16 protein-coding genes and 1 tRNA gene are annotated in these 15,150 nt (G+C 51.0%); 9 read left to right on the forward strand and 8 right to left on the reverse strand.

The features are described from left to right. Positions 1-4: 4 nt before the first annotated feature. The 4 genes from BLO43_RS11810 to BLO43_RS11825 all read right to left on the reverse strand — a co-directional run bounded on the left by BLO43_RS11810 (position 5) and on the right by BLO43_RS11825 (position 3,458). Positions 5-1,201 carry an OprO/OprP family phosphate-selective porin gene (locus BLO43_RS11810; RefSeq protein WP_254773451.1) on the reverse strand — a complete coding sequence of 399 codons (1,197 nt, stop codon included), beginning with the start codon at positions 1,199-1,201 and terminating at the stop codon, positions 5-7. A 70-nt stretch (positions 1,202-1,271) separates the two neighbouring features. After that, positions 1,272-1,664 (reverse strand): type 2 periplasmic-binding domain-containing protein, encoded by a 393-nt coding sequence (locus BLO43_RS11815; RefSeq protein ID WP_090907229.1) that lies wholly within the window; start codon positions 1,662-1,664, stop codon positions 1,272-1,274. 265 nt (positions 1,665-1,929) lie between these two features. Beyond that, positions 1,930-2,724, reverse strand: a complete 795-nt coding sequence (locus tag BLO43_RS11820; RefSeq protein ID WP_090907230.1) for a PEP-CTERM/exosortase system-associated acyltransferase — start codon at positions 2,722-2,724, stop codon at positions 1,930-1,932. 647 nt (positions 2,725-3,371) lie between these two features. Beyond that, a tRNA-Leu gene (locus tag BLO43_RS11825) sits at positions 3,372-3,458 on the reverse strand. A 73-nt stretch (positions 3,459-3,531) separates the two neighbouring features. On the opposite strand from BLO43_RS11825, the gene rnr reads away from it, so the two are divergent. The 7 genes from rnr (at position 3,532) to dnaB (ending at position 9,762) form a co-directional block, all read left to right on the forward strand. Further along, positions 3,532-5,718 (forward strand): ribonuclease R, encoded by a 2,187-nt coding sequence (rnr, locus tag BLO43_RS11830; RefSeq protein WP_090907231.1) that lies wholly within the window; start codon positions 3,532-3,534, stop codon positions 5,716-5,718. 57 nt (positions 5,719-5,775) lie between these two features. Further along, positions 5,776-6,516, forward strand: coding sequence for a 23S rRNA (guanosine(2251)-2'-O)-methyltransferase RlmB (gene rlmB / locus BLO43_RS11835; RefSeq protein ID WP_090907232.1), 741 nt, complete (start codon positions 5,776-5,778; stop codon positions 6,514-6,516). Between the two features lie 270 nt (positions 6,517-6,786). Beyond that, positions 6,787-7,164, forward strand: coding sequence for a 30S ribosomal protein S6 (rpsF, locus tag BLO43_RS11840; RefSeq protein ID WP_074633412.1), 378 nt, complete (start codon positions 6,787-6,789; stop codon positions 7,162-7,164). A 16-nt stretch (positions 7,165-7,180) separates the two neighbouring features. Then, complete coding sequence (priB, locus tag BLO43_RS11845) at positions 7,181-7,477, forward strand: primosomal replication protein N (RefSeq protein ID WP_074633409.1); 297 nt, start codon at positions 7,181-7,183, stop codon at positions 7,475-7,477. A gap of 21 nt (positions 7,478-7,498) precedes the next feature. Further along, positions 7,499-7,783, forward strand: a complete 285-nt coding sequence (gene rpsR, locus BLO43_RS11850) for a 30S ribosomal protein S18 (protein ID WP_004180039.1) — start codon at positions 7,499-7,501, stop codon at positions 7,781-7,783. Positions 7,784-7,794: 11 nt separating this feature from the next. Further along, complete coding sequence (gene rplI, locus BLO43_RS11855; RefSeq protein WP_074633406.1) at positions 7,795-8,250, forward strand: 50S ribosomal protein L9; 456 nt, start codon at positions 7,795-7,797, stop codon at positions 8,248-8,250. A gap of 123 nt (positions 8,251-8,373) precedes the next feature. After that, positions 8,374-9,762, forward strand: coding sequence for a replicative DNA helicase (gene dnaB / locus BLO43_RS11860; protein WP_090907233.1), 1,389 nt, complete (start codon positions 8,374-8,376; stop codon positions 9,760-9,762). Positions 9,763-9,776: 14 nt separating this feature from the next. On the opposite strand, the gene BLO43_RS11865 is transcribed toward dnaB, so the two are convergent. From BLO43_RS11865 to queD, 3 genes are all read right to left on the reverse strand, one after another. After that, positions 9,777-11,210 (reverse strand): PhoH family protein, encoded by a 1,434-nt coding sequence (locus BLO43_RS11865; protein ID WP_090907234.1) that lies wholly within the window; start codon positions 11,208-11,210, stop codon positions 9,777-9,779. Then, positions 11,207-11,677, reverse strand: coding sequence for a peroxiredoxin (locus BLO43_RS11870; protein ID WP_090907235.1), 471 nt, complete (start codon positions 11,675-11,677; stop codon positions 11,207-11,209). The genes BLO43_RS11865 and BLO43_RS11870 overlap by 4 nt, the downstream gene beginning before the upstream one ends. 182 nt (positions 11,678-11,859) lie before the next feature. Next, positions 11,860-12,327, reverse strand: a complete 468-nt coding sequence (queD, locus tag BLO43_RS11875; RefSeq protein ID WP_090907299.1) for a 6-carboxytetrahydropterin synthase QueD — start codon at positions 12,325-12,327, stop codon at positions 11,860-11,862. A gap of 16 nt (positions 12,328-12,343) precedes the next feature. On the opposite strand from queD, the gene BLO43_RS11880 reads away from it, so the two are divergent. Continuing rightward, positions 12,344-13,204: a radical SAM protein gene (locus tag BLO43_RS11880; protein ID WP_254773452.1), complete on the forward strand. Its 861-nt coding sequence runs from the start codon at positions 12,344-12,346 to the stop codon at positions 13,202-13,204. Positions 13,205-13,285: 81 nt separating this feature from the next. Here the strand turns inward: BLO43_RS11880 and BLO43_RS11885 are convergent, their stop codons facing one another. After that, entirely contained in the window at positions 13,286-13,570 is a 285-nt protein-coding gene (locus BLO43_RS11885; RefSeq protein ID WP_074633390.1) for a helix-turn-helix domain-containing protein, read from the reverse strand. Between the two features lie 293 nt (positions 13,571-13,863). Between BLO43_RS11885 and BLO43_RS11890 the strand changes: the two genes are divergently transcribed. Beyond that, entirely contained in the window at positions 13,864-15,093 is a 1,230-nt protein-coding gene (locus tag BLO43_RS11890; protein ID WP_090907237.1) for an aspartate kinase, read from the forward strand. Positions 15,094-15,150: the final 57 nt, after the last annotated feature.

Below are 15,150 nucleotides of genomic sequence, written 5' to 3' on the forward strand. Positions count from 1 at the left end.
CGTCCTAGAACCGATAAGAGCCAAGGATGGAGAAGAGATTCCAGTGCTGATCCAGGTTGCCAAGAACCGGGTTGTCCAAGGTTGAGAGCCAGCCGGTGCCATTTACATGGTGATATTCCGCGCGCAACATGAACTCGGGTGTGATATTCCAGCGCAATCCTACAGTTATATCCTTTGCAAAGCGAGTATCGGCGAGGCCTGATCTGCTGGGCCGGGCGGCTGCCCATTTTTTCCCATGGGGATCGTCTTTGTCCGTAAGCAAGACATCGTAACGGACAATGCCTTCCCATGCGGGGGTAAAGCGGTAGACACCTTGAAAGTAATAGCTTTCACCGTAAAAGTCCATGTTGGGCACGGCGCCGAAGTTGTTATATTGAAGACGGCGGAGCGCATATTCAGAAGTGAGGCTCCAGCGTTCGGCGTTATATTGTGCGGAAAAAATTAAAGGGGTGAAGTTAACCGAGCCTGCCTGAAGGACATCACCTGCACCGGGAACGTAACTGATATTTAGCCGGGATACGCTGACGGCAAAGCGGATACGCCCACCATCAAGGTCATAATTAACGCGACCTGTATACGATATATCTGGCGTCAAATGACCCGGAAATTGTCCCCCCAGCACAGCCGCTTCGGCTTCGTCCCCTAGCACCAGTGGACGCACCACACCACCCTGAAAGGAGATATCTCCCAAATCCGAGCGGTATTCCCCGTATAAGTGCACGCCGTCGGCGGCCAGCGCAAGCTTGCGCGTACGGTCGAAATAGATGGACTGAGGTAACAGAATGCTCGGTCGCGTGAAGGGAACGTCACGCGTGTCGTTGTAGAAGCCAAGGGGAGTTTTCATTCTGCCCAGCCGTATTCCCAGTTGGCTGCTCTCACCGGAAAAATACGTATAATCCATAAATCCATAATCGAGGCGGACATTGCCGGGACTGCCTTCACCAGCGGTGCGAGACAGCATTTGTGCCGAAAATTGTAACCTCGTCAGTGGCCGCATCGAAGCGTTCAATCCCAATTCCCTGAAGTCGAAGCTGCCGCTATCGGAACTGCTCTTGCCAAAAAAGTTATTATTACCCGAACTCATCAGCCAAGATTGGCTTGCAAAACCATGAATTTGCAGGTTATGAGGCAGTGGCGGCAGCTTTGGCAGTGTTGGCAGCGTTGGCAATTTTGGCAGCTTTGGCAGTATGTCGGCTTGCACAGATAAACTCCACAGGAGTGCCGGCAGGGCAATCACAGTGATGACCCATGGAGAGCGCTTACGCGGGCAACTACTTGATCTCGAGTACATTAACTCTGCCATCCGTCTTGGATTTGATTAAATAGCCGATGGCTCCAGGCGTACTGGCAACCCTGGCAAGCATTTCCTCTGGGGAGGTTACGGTCTCGGGAGCCTGACCCGTGCCGGAAAACACCAGCCGATCCCATGCTGAGCGCAATTGATACGGAAAGACATTCAGCTTTTCTTTAGAAAAGGTTGCATGCAGGGGCGCATCATCTGGCATTACAAACACTCTGATTGCTGTGCCGTCCGGCCAGGTATGCAGGCGCATGCCGAAGATGGCGCGGAGCGAACTCTTGGGTAGCGTTTTCTCATTCACGCTCGAATTGGTCACAACATCATAGGGTTCCACTGCCCAAGCCATGTTCGTGGCACAATTCATGCCGAGCAACAGGCATAACAATAAAACGAGGCGACCAGTGTTTATTTTAGTTATCACGAGTTTTATATAATTTATTCGTTCGCGTTATCTGCTGAGGCCCAACCGGGATCAAATCATCAAAATAGAAATAGACAGCAGACCAGGGATACGTCAGGTTTTGAACGTACCCGCATTACAGGCTGCCGCATCTTTATTGTTTAGCCTTTACCCAATAATGTTGATAACAGATGCCATGGATAAAGCTGTAGAAATCTTTTGAAATCTATCATTCGACCGCTTCCAGCAAATGCTCAGAATCTGATACAGAACTTTGCGTGTATTCGCTGGATATTGGCCTGAGCCGGCCGTAGTCGGTAACCAGCTCCCAAAACTCGTTGTAGTCTTTGTGCATTCTGTCCAACATTTTGACCAGATCGACGTAGTAGGGTCCGCGTTGGCCATGGTGTTCGATTATCGGCCCCACCGGATCGAGTTGAAGTCCATAGAGACTCAACAATCTATTCAACGAAGGCTCCATGACAGACAACCAGTGAGTGACATTGCGTTCTACCGACATCCGTATGATGCCAACAGCAAGTGCCAGCAGAGGGTGAGGGAAGCGCCGCTTGCTTGTGGGGTTCCATTTTTCAATGTTCGCTCCCTTTTCAAGCGCATGGAGTGGTTCGTCCCTGCGCCGGGCAAATCGACGTACAACGACCAGACGCGATATCTCACCGGTATGCCGCCGTGGTAAGTGACTCATATCAATGAGAGCTGGGTCAAGCCGGGTGTGCTGCTCGGTTGGAAACAGTTTCTTCGGGTCCAGTGGATCGGGAAGTATCAGGCGCGCGGTTCCGACAAATTCGCCGGATGGGCGATGTCTTAGAAGTATATGGGATGAATGAGGGTCGTACTCGTCACTTTCCATCTCTGCGGGATACTTCGATGCTTCGAACCCTGGGGCACGTTGCTCGATGCAATACACCTGGTAGCGCAGCTTAAATGCGTGATGCAATAATTCCGGAGAGTGTGCGTCAATCACTTCAAAGTATTCATTAAAAGCGGCAACGACGTCGTTCATTGGAAGAAACTCCAGTAGTTGTAATAGTAGTCTGCTGGCTTCAACATCACTTTCATCGCTTCCGTGGAAAGGCGTGCCTCATTATGTTGTGTCAACAGAAATCGGGACTCGCGGTATGGCTGGGCCGCAATGCCAGGAATCCCCCTTCTTTATTACGGCACTGTTTACATAAAATCGAATTGAAAGCAGTATTTTGCCTTCTTACAAGACACATGATACGAGGTGAATCTCCATACCGTTATGACGAATAAAGGGGTAATGGTCTGCCTCCAAAACGTTATGAGACAACGGATTGAAGACTGTGGATAGCTGTAAGATTTTACAGCTGGAAAATACCAGAATCGGCGGCATCCAATAACTGTGGCTACTTCAAGGGAAAACAGGGCGCCATTTTAACTGTGGAAATTATGGAAAACGTCACGAGGCCCAAGGCCCAAGGCCGAAAATATTCCGCCACAGTCATGGGGTATTGCCGTTTGCTATCAGCGGCACAGCCTTGACGTTGCCTAACCTTTTCTTCGATACCGCGTGCCGCCTGCTATAATCTTGAAGTCAAACGGTATAGCATTCACCAGAACTGCGGAAAAACCGTGCAGTTTCCGCAAATATGACGCGCTTGAGACTTAATGGGAAACGTGTTTACATCGTGGTGCCCAGAAGAGGACTCGAACCTCCACAGTGTTGCCACCGCTAGGACCTGAACCTAGTGCGTCTACCAATTCCGCCATCTGGGCGATGCCTGCTTTCTGTCTCAATACGGGACAAAGGTACGGGATAGAGGCGCCAATTCTATAGGAAATCATTGCTTTGTCAATCAAGAAGAAACGCAAACTTCGCAGTCTGGATCCTCACCTTGAACGTGAAAAACAACGTTACGGCCATGCGCTGCCAAGCCGGGAGTTCATGCTGCAAATCCTGGAAGAGCAGGGTGTGCCCGTGAATGAGGAAGCATTGCAAGGGCTGCTTGAAATCACGGAAGAAGAAAATGAAATTTTTAGCCGCCGTGTTTCCGCAATGGTGCGCGAAGGTCAGATCATGCGTAACCGCAAGGGCGATATCTGCGTGGTGGAGAAGCTCAATCTTATCAAGGGCAGGATACAGGGCCACCCGGATGGGTTCGGATTCCTGGTGCCCGATGATGGCAGTCCGGATTTGTTTTTGAGTGCCAAGGAAATGCACAAGGCGTTGCATGGTGACCGTGTGATGGTACGCGAAATTGGCGTGGACCGGCGCGGACGCAGGGAAGGAACCATTGTGGAAGTGCTTGAGCGTGCCGTCACGCAGCTGGTGGGAAGGTTGCACGCCGATCATGGAATACTGTTTGTAGAGGCGGAAAACAGGCGCATCAGCCAGGATATTCTGATACCCAGCGAAGAATCCATGAATGCCGGGGCTGGCCAGGTAGTGATGGTGGAAATCATCCAGCAGCCGAGCAAGCATGCGCAACCCATTGGCCGTATCGTCGAGATTCTGGGTGAATACACCGCGCCGGGAATGGAAATTGAAATTGCCCTGCGCAAGCATGACCTGCCTAACCTGTTTCCACCGGATGTGGAAAAGCTTTCCACTCGATTTCCGGAGAAGGTGCTAACAGAAGAGTTGGCGGAAAGAGAGGATATCCGTCATCTGCCGCTGGTGACCATAGACGGCGAAACCGCGCGAGACTTTGACGATGCGGTGTATTGCGAGCGTGATGGGAAGGGTTTCAAATTATATGTTGCCATCGCCGATGTCAGTCACTATGTGCGTCCGCACGATGCACTCGATCGGGAGGCGCTTAATCGCGGCAACTCGGTGTATTTTCCGCGACGCGTGATTCCGATGCTACCGGAAGTTCTTTCCAATGGTCTGTGCTCACTCAACCCGCAAGTGGAGCGTTTATGCATGGTGTGTGAGATGCAGCTGGATGCCGCAGGGGATTTTCGTGACTACCGGTTTTATCCGGCGGTAATGTATTCCCACGCCCGGTTGACCTATACCAAAGTGGCGGGGATGCTGGAAAATCCCAAGGGAGAGGACGCGAAGCAATATCAAGCGCTTTTGCCGCATATCCAGTTGCTCTACAAATTGTTCAAGGTTCTGCTGAAAGCAAGAACGAAACGCGGCGCGATCGATTTCGAAACGATTGAAACGCAGATGATATTCAACGCTCAGGGCAAAATCGAGCGTATCCTTCCAATAAAGCGAAATGATGCCCATCGCCTGATCGAAGAATGCATGCTGGCGGCTAATGTATGTGCATCGGATTTTTTGCAGAAGCATAAACAACCCACCGTCTATCGTGTTCATGAAGGCCCTACGCCGGAAAAGCTTGCTGCCTTGCGTGATTTCCTCAAAGAGTTCGGTGTGCAGCTAAGCGGCGGTGATGCGCCCAGTGCCAAGGACTACGCAAAAACGCTGACCAGGATAAAGGATAGGCCCGACGCGCAGTTGTTGCAGACTGTAATGCTGCGGTCCTTGCGTCAGGCGGTTTACAGTCCCGATAACGTGGGTCATTTTGGGCTTGCCTATGAGTCGTATACCCATTTCACATCACCCATCCGGCGTTACCCCGATTTGCTGGTGCACCGTGCCATCAAGGCGGTGTTGAGTGGCACCGTGTACTCTCCTGGCAGCTGGCACGAACTCGGCATGCATTGCTCCCAGACAGAGCGCCGCGCGGACGAAGCGACGCGCGATGTGGAGACATGGCTCAAGTGTTATTACATGCAGGATAGAATTGGGGAATCTTTCGAGGGGGTCGTCAGCGGCGTAACGGGTTTCGGCCTGTTCGTGGCGCTGGATGGCATTTATGTAGAAGGACTGGTGCATATTTCCGCGTTGCCCAGCGATTACTTTCATTTCGACGCTACCAAGCACATGTTGCTGGGTGAACGTAGCGGTAAGCGCTACCGTCTTGGCGATCGACTCAGGATCAGGCTCGTGCGGGTAGATCTGGAGTCGAGCAAAATCGATTTTGTGCTGGCTGAAAATAGCGACAAGGATTCAACCTGAGTCAGGCAGGATAAACAGTCCCACCCCTACCGGTCCATAACAATACGTGTTTAGAGAATGTCTAATTTCCGTCTTATATTCGGTTTTCATGCCGTTACCAGCCGTTTGCGGCAGAATCCCGGCAGCATCAGGGAGATTTTTCTCGATTCTACCCGGCGCGACCAGCGTGCACGTGATTTGGCAAAATTTGCCGAGGTCCAAAACATTCGCCTGATCTCCTGCGATCAGACAAGGCTTGCGGCGATGGCAGGCAATGCCCGCCATCAGGGCGTGGCGGCAAATATAGATGCATCCCGCAGTCATGTGGATATCGAAGATGTACTCGACACGCTTGCGGAACCGGCATTACTTCTAGTGCTGGATGGCATCCACGATCCGCATAATCTGGGGGCTTGCCTGCGAGTAGCGGATGCTTTCGGTGTTCACGCTGTCATTGCGCCAAAAGATCGTGCCGTTGGACTCACGGCGACGGTGCATAAAGTGGCGAGTGGCGCTGCTGATGCCGTGCCATATGTTTCTGTCACCAATCTGGCGCGTACCTTACGAGAATTGAAGCAGCGTGGCATAACCCTGGTTGGCGCTGCTGCCGATGCGGAGAGCGATCTTAATTCCGTCACATTGGACGGACCTGTTGCCTGGGTACTGGGTGCAGAAGGAACAGGCATGCGCCGGCTTACGCGCGAAACCTGTGACCAGCTTGTTTCCATTCCCATGCTGGGTAGTGTGGAGAGCCTGAATGTTTCAGTCAGTGCTGGCATATGCTTGTTTGAGACACGCCGGCAGCGGGCAAAACATTAGATAGGGAAAGAAATTTTCTGAAAGTCTCATGAAATACACTATCGTCTGCTTGGGGCTACTGAGGGACTCTCTGCATTGCCGAGAGAATATCAAAAAAGACGGAATTTAAATCGTTGATCAATTCTGTTTGTGGCTCTTTTCATTTCTAATACCGCCGCTTTAAATACCTTTGCTGATTGATATTTTTGTCCTGGTTCAGTATAGTACCGACCTCTTAACCTTGCCCCACCGGGTTCGCATCTCGGGGGGCTCTACCCATAAGGAGACTGCATGCGACATTACGAAATCATTTTCATTGTCCACCCCGACCAGAGCGAGCAAGTGCCCGCAATGATCGAGCGGTATCGGAACATAGTAACCGCAAAAAACGGCCGGATTCATCGCCTTGAAGACTGGGGACGACGTCAGCTTGCCTATTTGATTCAGAAGGTTCACAAGGCGCATTATGTCCTGATGAATATTGAGTGCGATCAGGAAACTCGTGACGAACTCGATCATGCGTTCAAGTTCAACGACGCGATACTACGCCATCTAACCATTAAAATGGATGGACCGGTAACTGCCGCTTCGCCGATGATGCGCGAAGAGAAAGCAAAGTCAGCAACGCCCGCAGCGGATGAACTCAGAGAAACCACGCTGGTGACGTAAGGCCCGGAAAAACTAATTGAATTGTAACCAGACCGTAATTTGCGGCAGGATTATTGAAATTGGTAGTCTGCGTTACACGCCAGCTGGTGTGGCAGTGGCAGAATTCAAAATTGGCCACGTCTCGCGTCAAATTGAAGCGGGCATGCCACGCAAGGTAGAATGCGAAATTTCCGCGGTTGCATTAGCGCAAATGGCTGAAACCATTTCCAGTATGGCACTTGGTACCAAGGTGAAGTCAACCGGTTTTCTGGCAAAAAGAAGCCGGATGAGTTTGCAATTGGTGTTGCATGTGAACAACATAGATCTCATTTAATGAGAAACAGGAAAAAGAATTATGGCTCGTTTTACTACACGACGTAAAGATAGCAAGGATAAGGAAAAGGACAAGAAGGCAAATCGCCCCTTGTTCAAGCGCAGGAAGTTCTGCCGTTTCACCGCGGAAGGTATTCAGACGGTGGACTATAAGGATATCGAGATATTGAAAGATTTCATTAATGAAAATGGCAGAATCATTCCCGCCCGCATTACCGGCACTAAATCGCGTTATCAGCGCCAGTTGGGTATTGCCATTGAGCGTGCACGCTTTCTCGCACTGCTTCCTTACACTGATTTGCACTGAGGAGCGACAACATGCAGATCATACTGATGGAAAAAGTTGTCAACCTCGGCCAGTTGGGTGATGTTGTTAAAGTAAAGAATGGTTATGCGCGGAATTTTTTGATCCCGCAAGGTAAAGCAAAGCGGGCGACACCAGCCGCCATTGCCGAGTTCGATGCAAAACGCGCCGAATTGGAAAAAACACAGGCGGAAGTTCTGGCCGGTGCCCAGGCCCATGCGGCAAAGCTGGACGGATTGATGGTGCAAATTACCCAGAAAGCCGGGGTGGATGGCAAGCTGTTCGGTTCGGTCACCAACGCTGATATCGAGGAAGCGCTCAAGGCTCAGGGTTTTGAGATTGAACGGTCAATGATACGTATGCCGCAAGGTTCATTAAAGCAGGTGGGCGATTATCCGTTGACTATTGCATTGCATAGTGACGTGTTGGCGCATATCGTCGTCTCAGTCCTGGGTGAAACCGCTGCCTGAGTATAAGCAGGTTTTCATCCGGATAAATAAAAAGGGCTGTTGACAGCCCTTTTTATTTTTTCTATGCCGCCTGGCGCCTGGTGGTAAAATCTTTCCGATACTTTGTCACGTCACCCGGGTTCCATGGTTCAATTCCTCACCGCAGCCACCAACGATCAGTCGCTTGAAGCCTACAAAATGCCACCGCATTCGGTTGAAGCGGAGCAGTCCGTATTGGGTGGATTGATGCTGGACAATCATGCCTGGGATAAAGTGGCTGACGTCATCACCGAGGATGATTTTTACCGGCAGGATCATCGACTTATTTACCGGCATATTTGCAAGCTGGTCGAGCATAGCAAACCAGCGGACGTAGTGACCGTCGCAGAGTCGCTTGAAATATCGGCGGAACTGCAAAACGTGGGCGGATTAGCCTATGTTGGCGTGATGGTTCAGAATACGCCATCCGCAGCCAACATTCGCCGCTATGCGGAGATCGTGCGGGAGCGGGCGGTAATGCGCAAGCTGGCTCAAGTCGGATCGGAGATAGCCGAATCATCCTATAACCCCGCGGGGCGATCCGCTGCGGACCTGCTGGATGAAGCGGAAGCCAGGGTATTTGAAATAGCCGAGGCGGGGGCACGAGGAAAGCAGGGCTTCGTCGATATCCAGCCGCTTCTGAAGCAAGTAGTGGAGCGCATCGAGACACTCTACAATCAGGACAACCCAAGTGATGTGACGGGCATTGCGACCGGTTTCCATGATCTCGATCAGAAAACCTCGGGTTTTCAGCCTGGTGACCTGATCATTGTCGCTGGCAGGCCATCCATGGGTAAAACCGCATTCTCGCTCAATATCGCTGAACATGTGGCGCTTGAGCTGGAAAAACCGGTAGCGGTATTCAGTATGGAAATGGGGGGAGCCCAGCTCGCGATGCGGATGCTGGGTTCCGTAGGACGGCTGGATCAGCACAAGGTACGTACCGGCCGCCTGCAGGACGAAGACTGGTCCAAGTTAACCCATGCTTTGGGCAAGTTGAGTGATGCTCCCTTGTTTATAGATGAAAGTGCTGCCTTGAACGCGCTGGAGCTCAGGGCGCGGGCGCGACGGCTTTATCGTCAGCACGGTGAACTGGGGTTGATTGTGGTGGATTATTTACAGCTAATGTCCGCCAGTGGCCAAGGCGAGAATCGTGCCACTGAGATTTCGGAAATCTCCCGTTCCCTGAAAGCACTGGCAAAAGAACTTCAAGTACCCGTAGTGGCGTTATCGCAATTGAATCGCAGTCTTGAGCAACGCCCGAACAAGCGCCCGGTCATGTCGGATTTGCGCGAGTCGGGTGCCATCGAGCAGGATGCAGATTTGATACTGTTTATCTACCGTGATGAAGTATACAACCCGGATACGCAGGACAAGGGGATCGCCGAAATCATTATCGGCAAGCAGCGTAATGGTCCCATAGGTAAAGTTGATCTCACCTTCCTCGGCGAATATACAAGATTTGAGAGCTATGCCAAATCCGGGCATTACTGAAAATGACGGTCCTGCTACAATACTTCCGCCGCATAATCCGCCAATCTGGAACGCTCGCCACGCTGTAACGTCACGTGTCCGTTGTGATCCCATCCCTTGAAACGATCGACCACGTAGGTCAAGCCTGAACTTCCCTCGGACAAATAAGGCGTATCTATTTGTGCGATGTTACCCAGACAGACCACCTTGGTGGCGGGCCCGGCCCGAGTGATGAGTGTTTTCATTTGTTTGGGCGTGAGATTTTGCGCCTCGTCGATGATCAGGAATTTATTGATGAAAGTGCGGCCACGCATAAAATTGAGTGATTTTATCTTGATACGTGAGCGAATCAGGTCGCGTGTGGCGGCGCGCCCCCATTCGCCGGCATCGTTGTCGGTTTTGTTGAGCACATCCAGATTGTCTTCCAGCGCACCCATCCACGGTGTCATCTTTTCTTCCTCGGTACCGGGTAGAAAGCCGATATCCTCACCCACCGGCACCGTGACTCGGGTCATGATGATTTCCGAATAAACCTTGTACTCAAGCGTCTGCATCAAGCCGGCGGCCAGCGTCAGCAAAGTTTTACCGGTACCCGCCTGTCCTAATAGCGTCACAAAATCCACTTCCGGGTTCATTAGCAGATTGAGCGCAAAATTCTGCTCACGATTGCGCGCCGTGATGCCCCAGATGTTATTTTTCTGGTGCGTGTAATCCTTGAGCGTTTGCAGAACCGCAGTCTTGCCGCTACGCTCTTTGACCAGGGCGTAGAATGGTTTGTCATGTTCCAGATAAACAAACTGATTGATCAGGAAATGGGTGCAAAGCGGGCCGCTTACACGATAAAACGTGTGTCCGGATTGTTGCCATGATTCCATTTCCTTGCCATGCTTGTCCCAGAAGTCCGTCGGTAGTTCCTGAATGCCAGAATAGAGGAGATCGGTGTCTTCCAGCACCTTGTCGTTAAAATAATCCTCCGCCGCCAGCCCAAGCGCACGCGCCTTGATACGCATGTTGATGTCTTTGGAAACCAGCGCGACGCTGCGGTTGAGGCAGGTTTCATGCAAAAATTTCACTACGCCGATGATCTGATTGTCGGCACTGCCGCTCGCTAACCGCACCGGCAGAACGCTACTGATCGCCTGGGTCTGGAGGAACAGCCGTCCGGTCGCGTTCTTGCTGCCATGCGCTTCCAGCGAAATGCCCTCGTCAATATCCGCTATCGCGCTGCTCACGATCTCATCCAGGAAACGGCTTGTCTGACGGGCGTTGCGCGCCACTTCCGACATTCCTTTCTTGTTGTTGTCGAGTTCTTCGAGCGTCACCATGGGGATATAGATGTCGTGTTCCTCGAAGTGGAACAGACTGGTGGGGTCGTGCATCAGTACATTGCTATCCAGTACAAATAGCTTGGGGTTAGCCCGCAAACGTGTGACCGTGGTAATGGGAGAAGCCGATTTCCTGGGGCTCATGACTCCTCTCTGGGCAAGGTTTTCACGAACTCAAGTACTTCCTGAACATGGCCGGGAACCTTGACTCCGCGCCATTCCCTCTGCAACGTTCCGTTTGCGTCCAGCACAAAGGTACTGCGGTCTATGCCGCGAACCTGCTTGCCGTACATATTTTTCATCTTCATGACGTTGAATAATTTGCAGGCAGCTTCATTACTGTCGCTTAAAAGCTCGAAAGGAAAATCCATCTTCGCCTTGAAGTTCTCGTGCGATTTAATGCTGTCGCGCGAGATGCCCACAATGTCACAGTCGAGTTTGGTGAATTCGCCGTAAGCGTCACGGAATTCCTGACCCTCAGTGGTACAGCCGGGTGTGTCATCTTTGGGATAAAAATAAATCACCAGGTTTTTCCCGGAGGCTTTGGATAGCCTGAATACCTTGTTGCCGGTAGAAGGAAGCTCAAAATCGGGAATGAGCTGGGTTAGCATAGGGAAAGCCTCATTTTGAATGACTCGTAAAAAGATTTACTTTAAAATTTCCTCATTTTGCATGGTAACAAAAAGAGGGCATAAAGCAAATCGGCCATGACGCCAAGAGAGGGGATGCTTGCAGAAGGTCAATGAAGCTGCAGCCGGTTTCGTGCCAGGAAGTCGATTGCAGGCAAATTATCTTACAGGACCGAGTTACTTAATATTTGCCCCCGTGTCGCGTCTGCCCAGCAATTGGGGGTTTCGAACAAGCGCACCTGTTCCAGTCTGAGGTGGTTGCCATAACTATCCTGGTAGGCTGTGTCAAGGATACGGAACGCAGCGAGTGCAAGATTTTCCGCCGTTGGCGGTACGTCCAGTACGACTGTCTTGTGCCCGTCCAGGGATTGAAGAAATTGCATTACCGCTACATCTTCTGAATAGACTAGGAATGCGTGATCCCATTTGTCTACCAGTACAGTGCTGGCGATACGTTTTACTTCTGAATAATCCATCACCATGCCTTGCTCGGCGATGCCTGCCTCAGTGATAATGTCACCTGACAAGGTAATTTCAATAGCGTAACGATGGCCATGCAAGTGGCGGCATTTGCTATTGTGGGAAGGTATGCGGTGGCCGGCATCGAATTCCAGCCTGCGTGTGATTAACATTACGGAGATTGTAGCATTGGAGCACGCCTCCAAACTATTGAATATTGCGGATCACAGCCGCGACAGGGCAGGGTTGACCTATATTTATCCAGTGATATCGCGCCGAGCTGGAGGCGTGTCAGTGGGCGTCAATCTTAATCCCAACAATGCTTGCAACTGGCGTTGCGTTTATTGCCAGGTCCCGGAACTCAAACGCGGCACGGCGCCGGTGATTGACTTGGTCCGGCTCGAAAGTGAGTTACGCATGTTTCTGCACGAAATTCAGCATGGTTATTTCATGCAGACACAAGTACCTTTGGCTGCAAGGCGTATCAATGACATCGCTTTGTCCGGCAACGGCGAACCCACCAGCGCAAGAGAATTTGAACATGTGATCGAGTTGATTGGAAGAGTGATGGGCGACTACGACTTGCCCAAGGATCTTAAATTGGTGCTGATTACCAATGGCAGCCTGATTGACCGACCTAGCGTACAGGCGGGATTGCGCCGGATGGCGGAGCTTAACGGCGAAGTCTGGTTCAAGCTGGATAGCGTCACGCGCGAAGGGAGACAGCGCATCAACAATACACGAATGAGCTTGAAGCGGATGCGCGAGAATCTGCAACTGGCCGCATCTTTGTGCCCTACCTGGCTGCAAACCTGCGTGTTTCAAACCGATGGCAAACCACCCTCCAGCGCGGAATCCGGCGCTTATCTTAAATTCATAGAGGAACTATTACGGGAAGGTGTGCCGCTCAAAGGAACGCTGCTATATGGCCTCGCGCGTCCATCCATGCAGCTAGAAGCACCGCGGCTTTCAAAAGTCAGTCAGGTGTGGATGGATGCGTTTTATGCGAGAATCCAGGCGCTTGGACTCACCGTTAAGCTCAATCCGTAGCAGTCGCACTCTGATTCCGTCAAATAATATTCGACCGCATGGAATCAATGGCCGTTTGGCCGCGACGATTGTTTTGCCAGGTTATTTTGACTTGGCGGCTTTTTTCAGGCTCTTGTATAAATCAGGGTCCTGGCTTTTCAGCAAGGCGGCCACCACTAGATCATCTTTTCTGATCTTGGCCAGATCGATATGCTCGATATGCACAAGTCGTACGAGTTCTCTCACCGGCCTTGGCATATTTCGTCCGCTTTCATAACGGGAGCCACCACTTTGAGTGACGCCGACTTTACTCCAGAAATCATGCTGATTCAGGCCAAGCTTACGCCGAATATCGCGAGGATTGGATATTTCTTCAAAGAGTTTCATAGGGGCAGCTCTCCATAAGGTAATGGTATGGGTTATGTTGGAAGATTATTGCGGATTCATAAATTTAATTTGTTTTCCTATTCAATGCAAGTCTTAAGTGCATGCTGCTTGACATTGTTCATGGTCGCCTGGTTATCATTATTGCATATATTTAGTTTTATTTCCGGTAATCGGGTAAAATTCCCATTTTTATGAAATCAAATTTTTTACCGCTCGATGCGTCATTGATTCAACATATACGACCCTTTTGTTTGCGGCAGAGTTCCCTTTATTAATATAGAAAATCCGGTAACGTGACACTGATTATTCAAAAATACGGCGGCACCTCGGTTGGCAGTACTGAGCGCATCAAGAATGTTGCCCGCCGGATAGCAAAATTTCGATCCCGGGGCCATCAGGTGGTGGTGGTGGTTTCCGCCATGAGCGGAGAAACCAATCGCCTCATTGCCATGGCCAGGGAATTTCAGGCCAATCCCGACCCGCGTGAATTGGATGTCATGGTATCGACCGGTGAGCAGATTTCCGTTGCCTTGCTGTCGATGGCGCTGATGGATCTAGGCGTCAAAGCAAAGAGTTATACTGGCGCGCAAGTGCGAATACTGACTGATAATGCCTATACTAAAGCACGCATACTGAAAATTGATGAGGATAAAATCCGTACTGATCTCGATGCCGGATATGTTGTAGCGGTAGCCGGATTTCAGGGGGTGGATGATACCGGCAACATCACGACGCTGGGCCGCGGCGGGTCTGATACAACCGGTGTAGCATTGGCGGTGGCGCTCAAAGCCGAAGAATGCCAGATTTATACCGACGTGGATGGTATTTACACGACCGACCCGCGCATCGTCCCCGAAGCCAGGAAGCTCAAGACCATCACCTTTGAGGAAATGCTCGAGCTGGCGAGCCTGGGTTCGAAGGTGTTGCAAATTCGTTCGGTGGAATTTGCCGGTAAATATAAGGTCAGGTTGCGGGTGCTGTCCAGTTTCGATGAAGAAGGCGAGGGCACCCTGATTACTTTCGAGGAAGGCGAGAACATGGAACGCGCAATTATTTCAGGTATTGCATTCAACCGTGATGAGGCGAAAATTACCGTGCTGGGTGTACCGGATCGTCCGGGCATTGCTTATCAAATCCTCGGTCCGGTTGCCGATGCCAACATCGATGTGGATATGATTATCCAGAATGTTGGTCACGATGGTATGACAGATTTCTCATTTACCATAAATCGGAATGAGTTCGCCAGAACCATGGATATTCTTGAGAATCAGGTGCAACCCCATATCGGCGCACGCGGTGTAATCGGCGGCGACAGAATAGCCAAGGTATCGGTGGTAGGAGTGGGGATGCGTTCGCACGTCGGCATTGCCAGCAGAATGTTCCGTGCCCTGGCGGAAGAAGGCATTAATATCCAGATGATTTCCACCTCCGAAATAAAAATTTCCGTGGTGGTGGACGAAAAATATATGGAACTTGCGGTGCGGGTGTTACACAAGATTTTTGAACTGGATCAGGTATCGTGAGATTCTGTGAGAACAGCCGCCGCGATAAGACTCATTGTTTGACCGAAGGGTAGTAAA

Origin of the sequence: Nitrosospira sp. Nsp13, assembly GCF_900101945.1 — a bacterium.
Taxonomy (GTDB): Bacteria; Pseudomonadota; Gammaproteobacteria; order Burkholderiales; family Nitrosomonadaceae; genus Nitrosospira; species Nitrosospira multiformis_D.

Bases quoted from the DNA above. Each gene is read 5' to 3' on its own strand.
- BLO43_RS11815 (WP_090907229.1), bottom strand. From the start codon at position 1,664: ATGAATTGTGCCACGAACATGGCTTGGGCAGTGGAACCCTATGATGTT.
- queD (WP_090907299.1), bottom strand. From the start codon at position 12,327: ATGTTAATCACACGCAGGCTGGAATTCGATGCCGGCCACCGCATACCT.
- rplI (WP_074633406.1), top strand. From the start codon at position 7,795: ATGCAGATCATACTGATGGAAAAAGTTGTCAACCTCGGCCAGTTGGGT.
- BLO43_RS11870 (WP_090907235.1), bottom strand. From the start codon at position 11,677: ATGCTAACCCAGCTCATTCCCGATTTTGAGCTTCCTTCTACCGGCAAC.
- BLO43_RS11885 (WP_074633390.1), bottom strand. From the start codon at position 13,570: ATGAAACTCTTTGAAGAAATATCCAATCCTCGCGATATTCGGCGTAAG.
- BLO43_RS11865 (WP_090907234.1), bottom strand. From the start codon at position 11,210: ATGAGCCCCAGGAAATCGGCTTCTCCCATTACCACGGTCACACGTTTG.
- dnaB (WP_090907233.1), top strand. From the start codon at position 8,374: ATGGTTCAATTCCTCACCGCAGCCACCAACGATCAGTCGCTTGAAGCC.
- BLO43_RS11820 (WP_090907230.1), bottom strand. From the start codon at position 2,724: ATGAACGACGTCGTTGCCGCTTTTAATGAATACTTTGAAGTGATTGAC.
- rlmB (WP_090907232.1), top strand. From the start codon at position 5,776: ATGTCTAATTTCCGTCTTATATTCGGTTTTCATGCCGTTACCAGCCGT.
- rpsR (WP_004180039.1), top strand. From the start codon at position 7,499: ATGGCTCGTTTTACTACACGACGTAAAGATAGCAAGGATAAGGAAAAG.
- rpsF (WP_074633412.1), top strand. From the start codon at position 6,787: ATGCGACATTACGAAATCATTTTCATTGTCCACCCCGACCAGAGCGAG.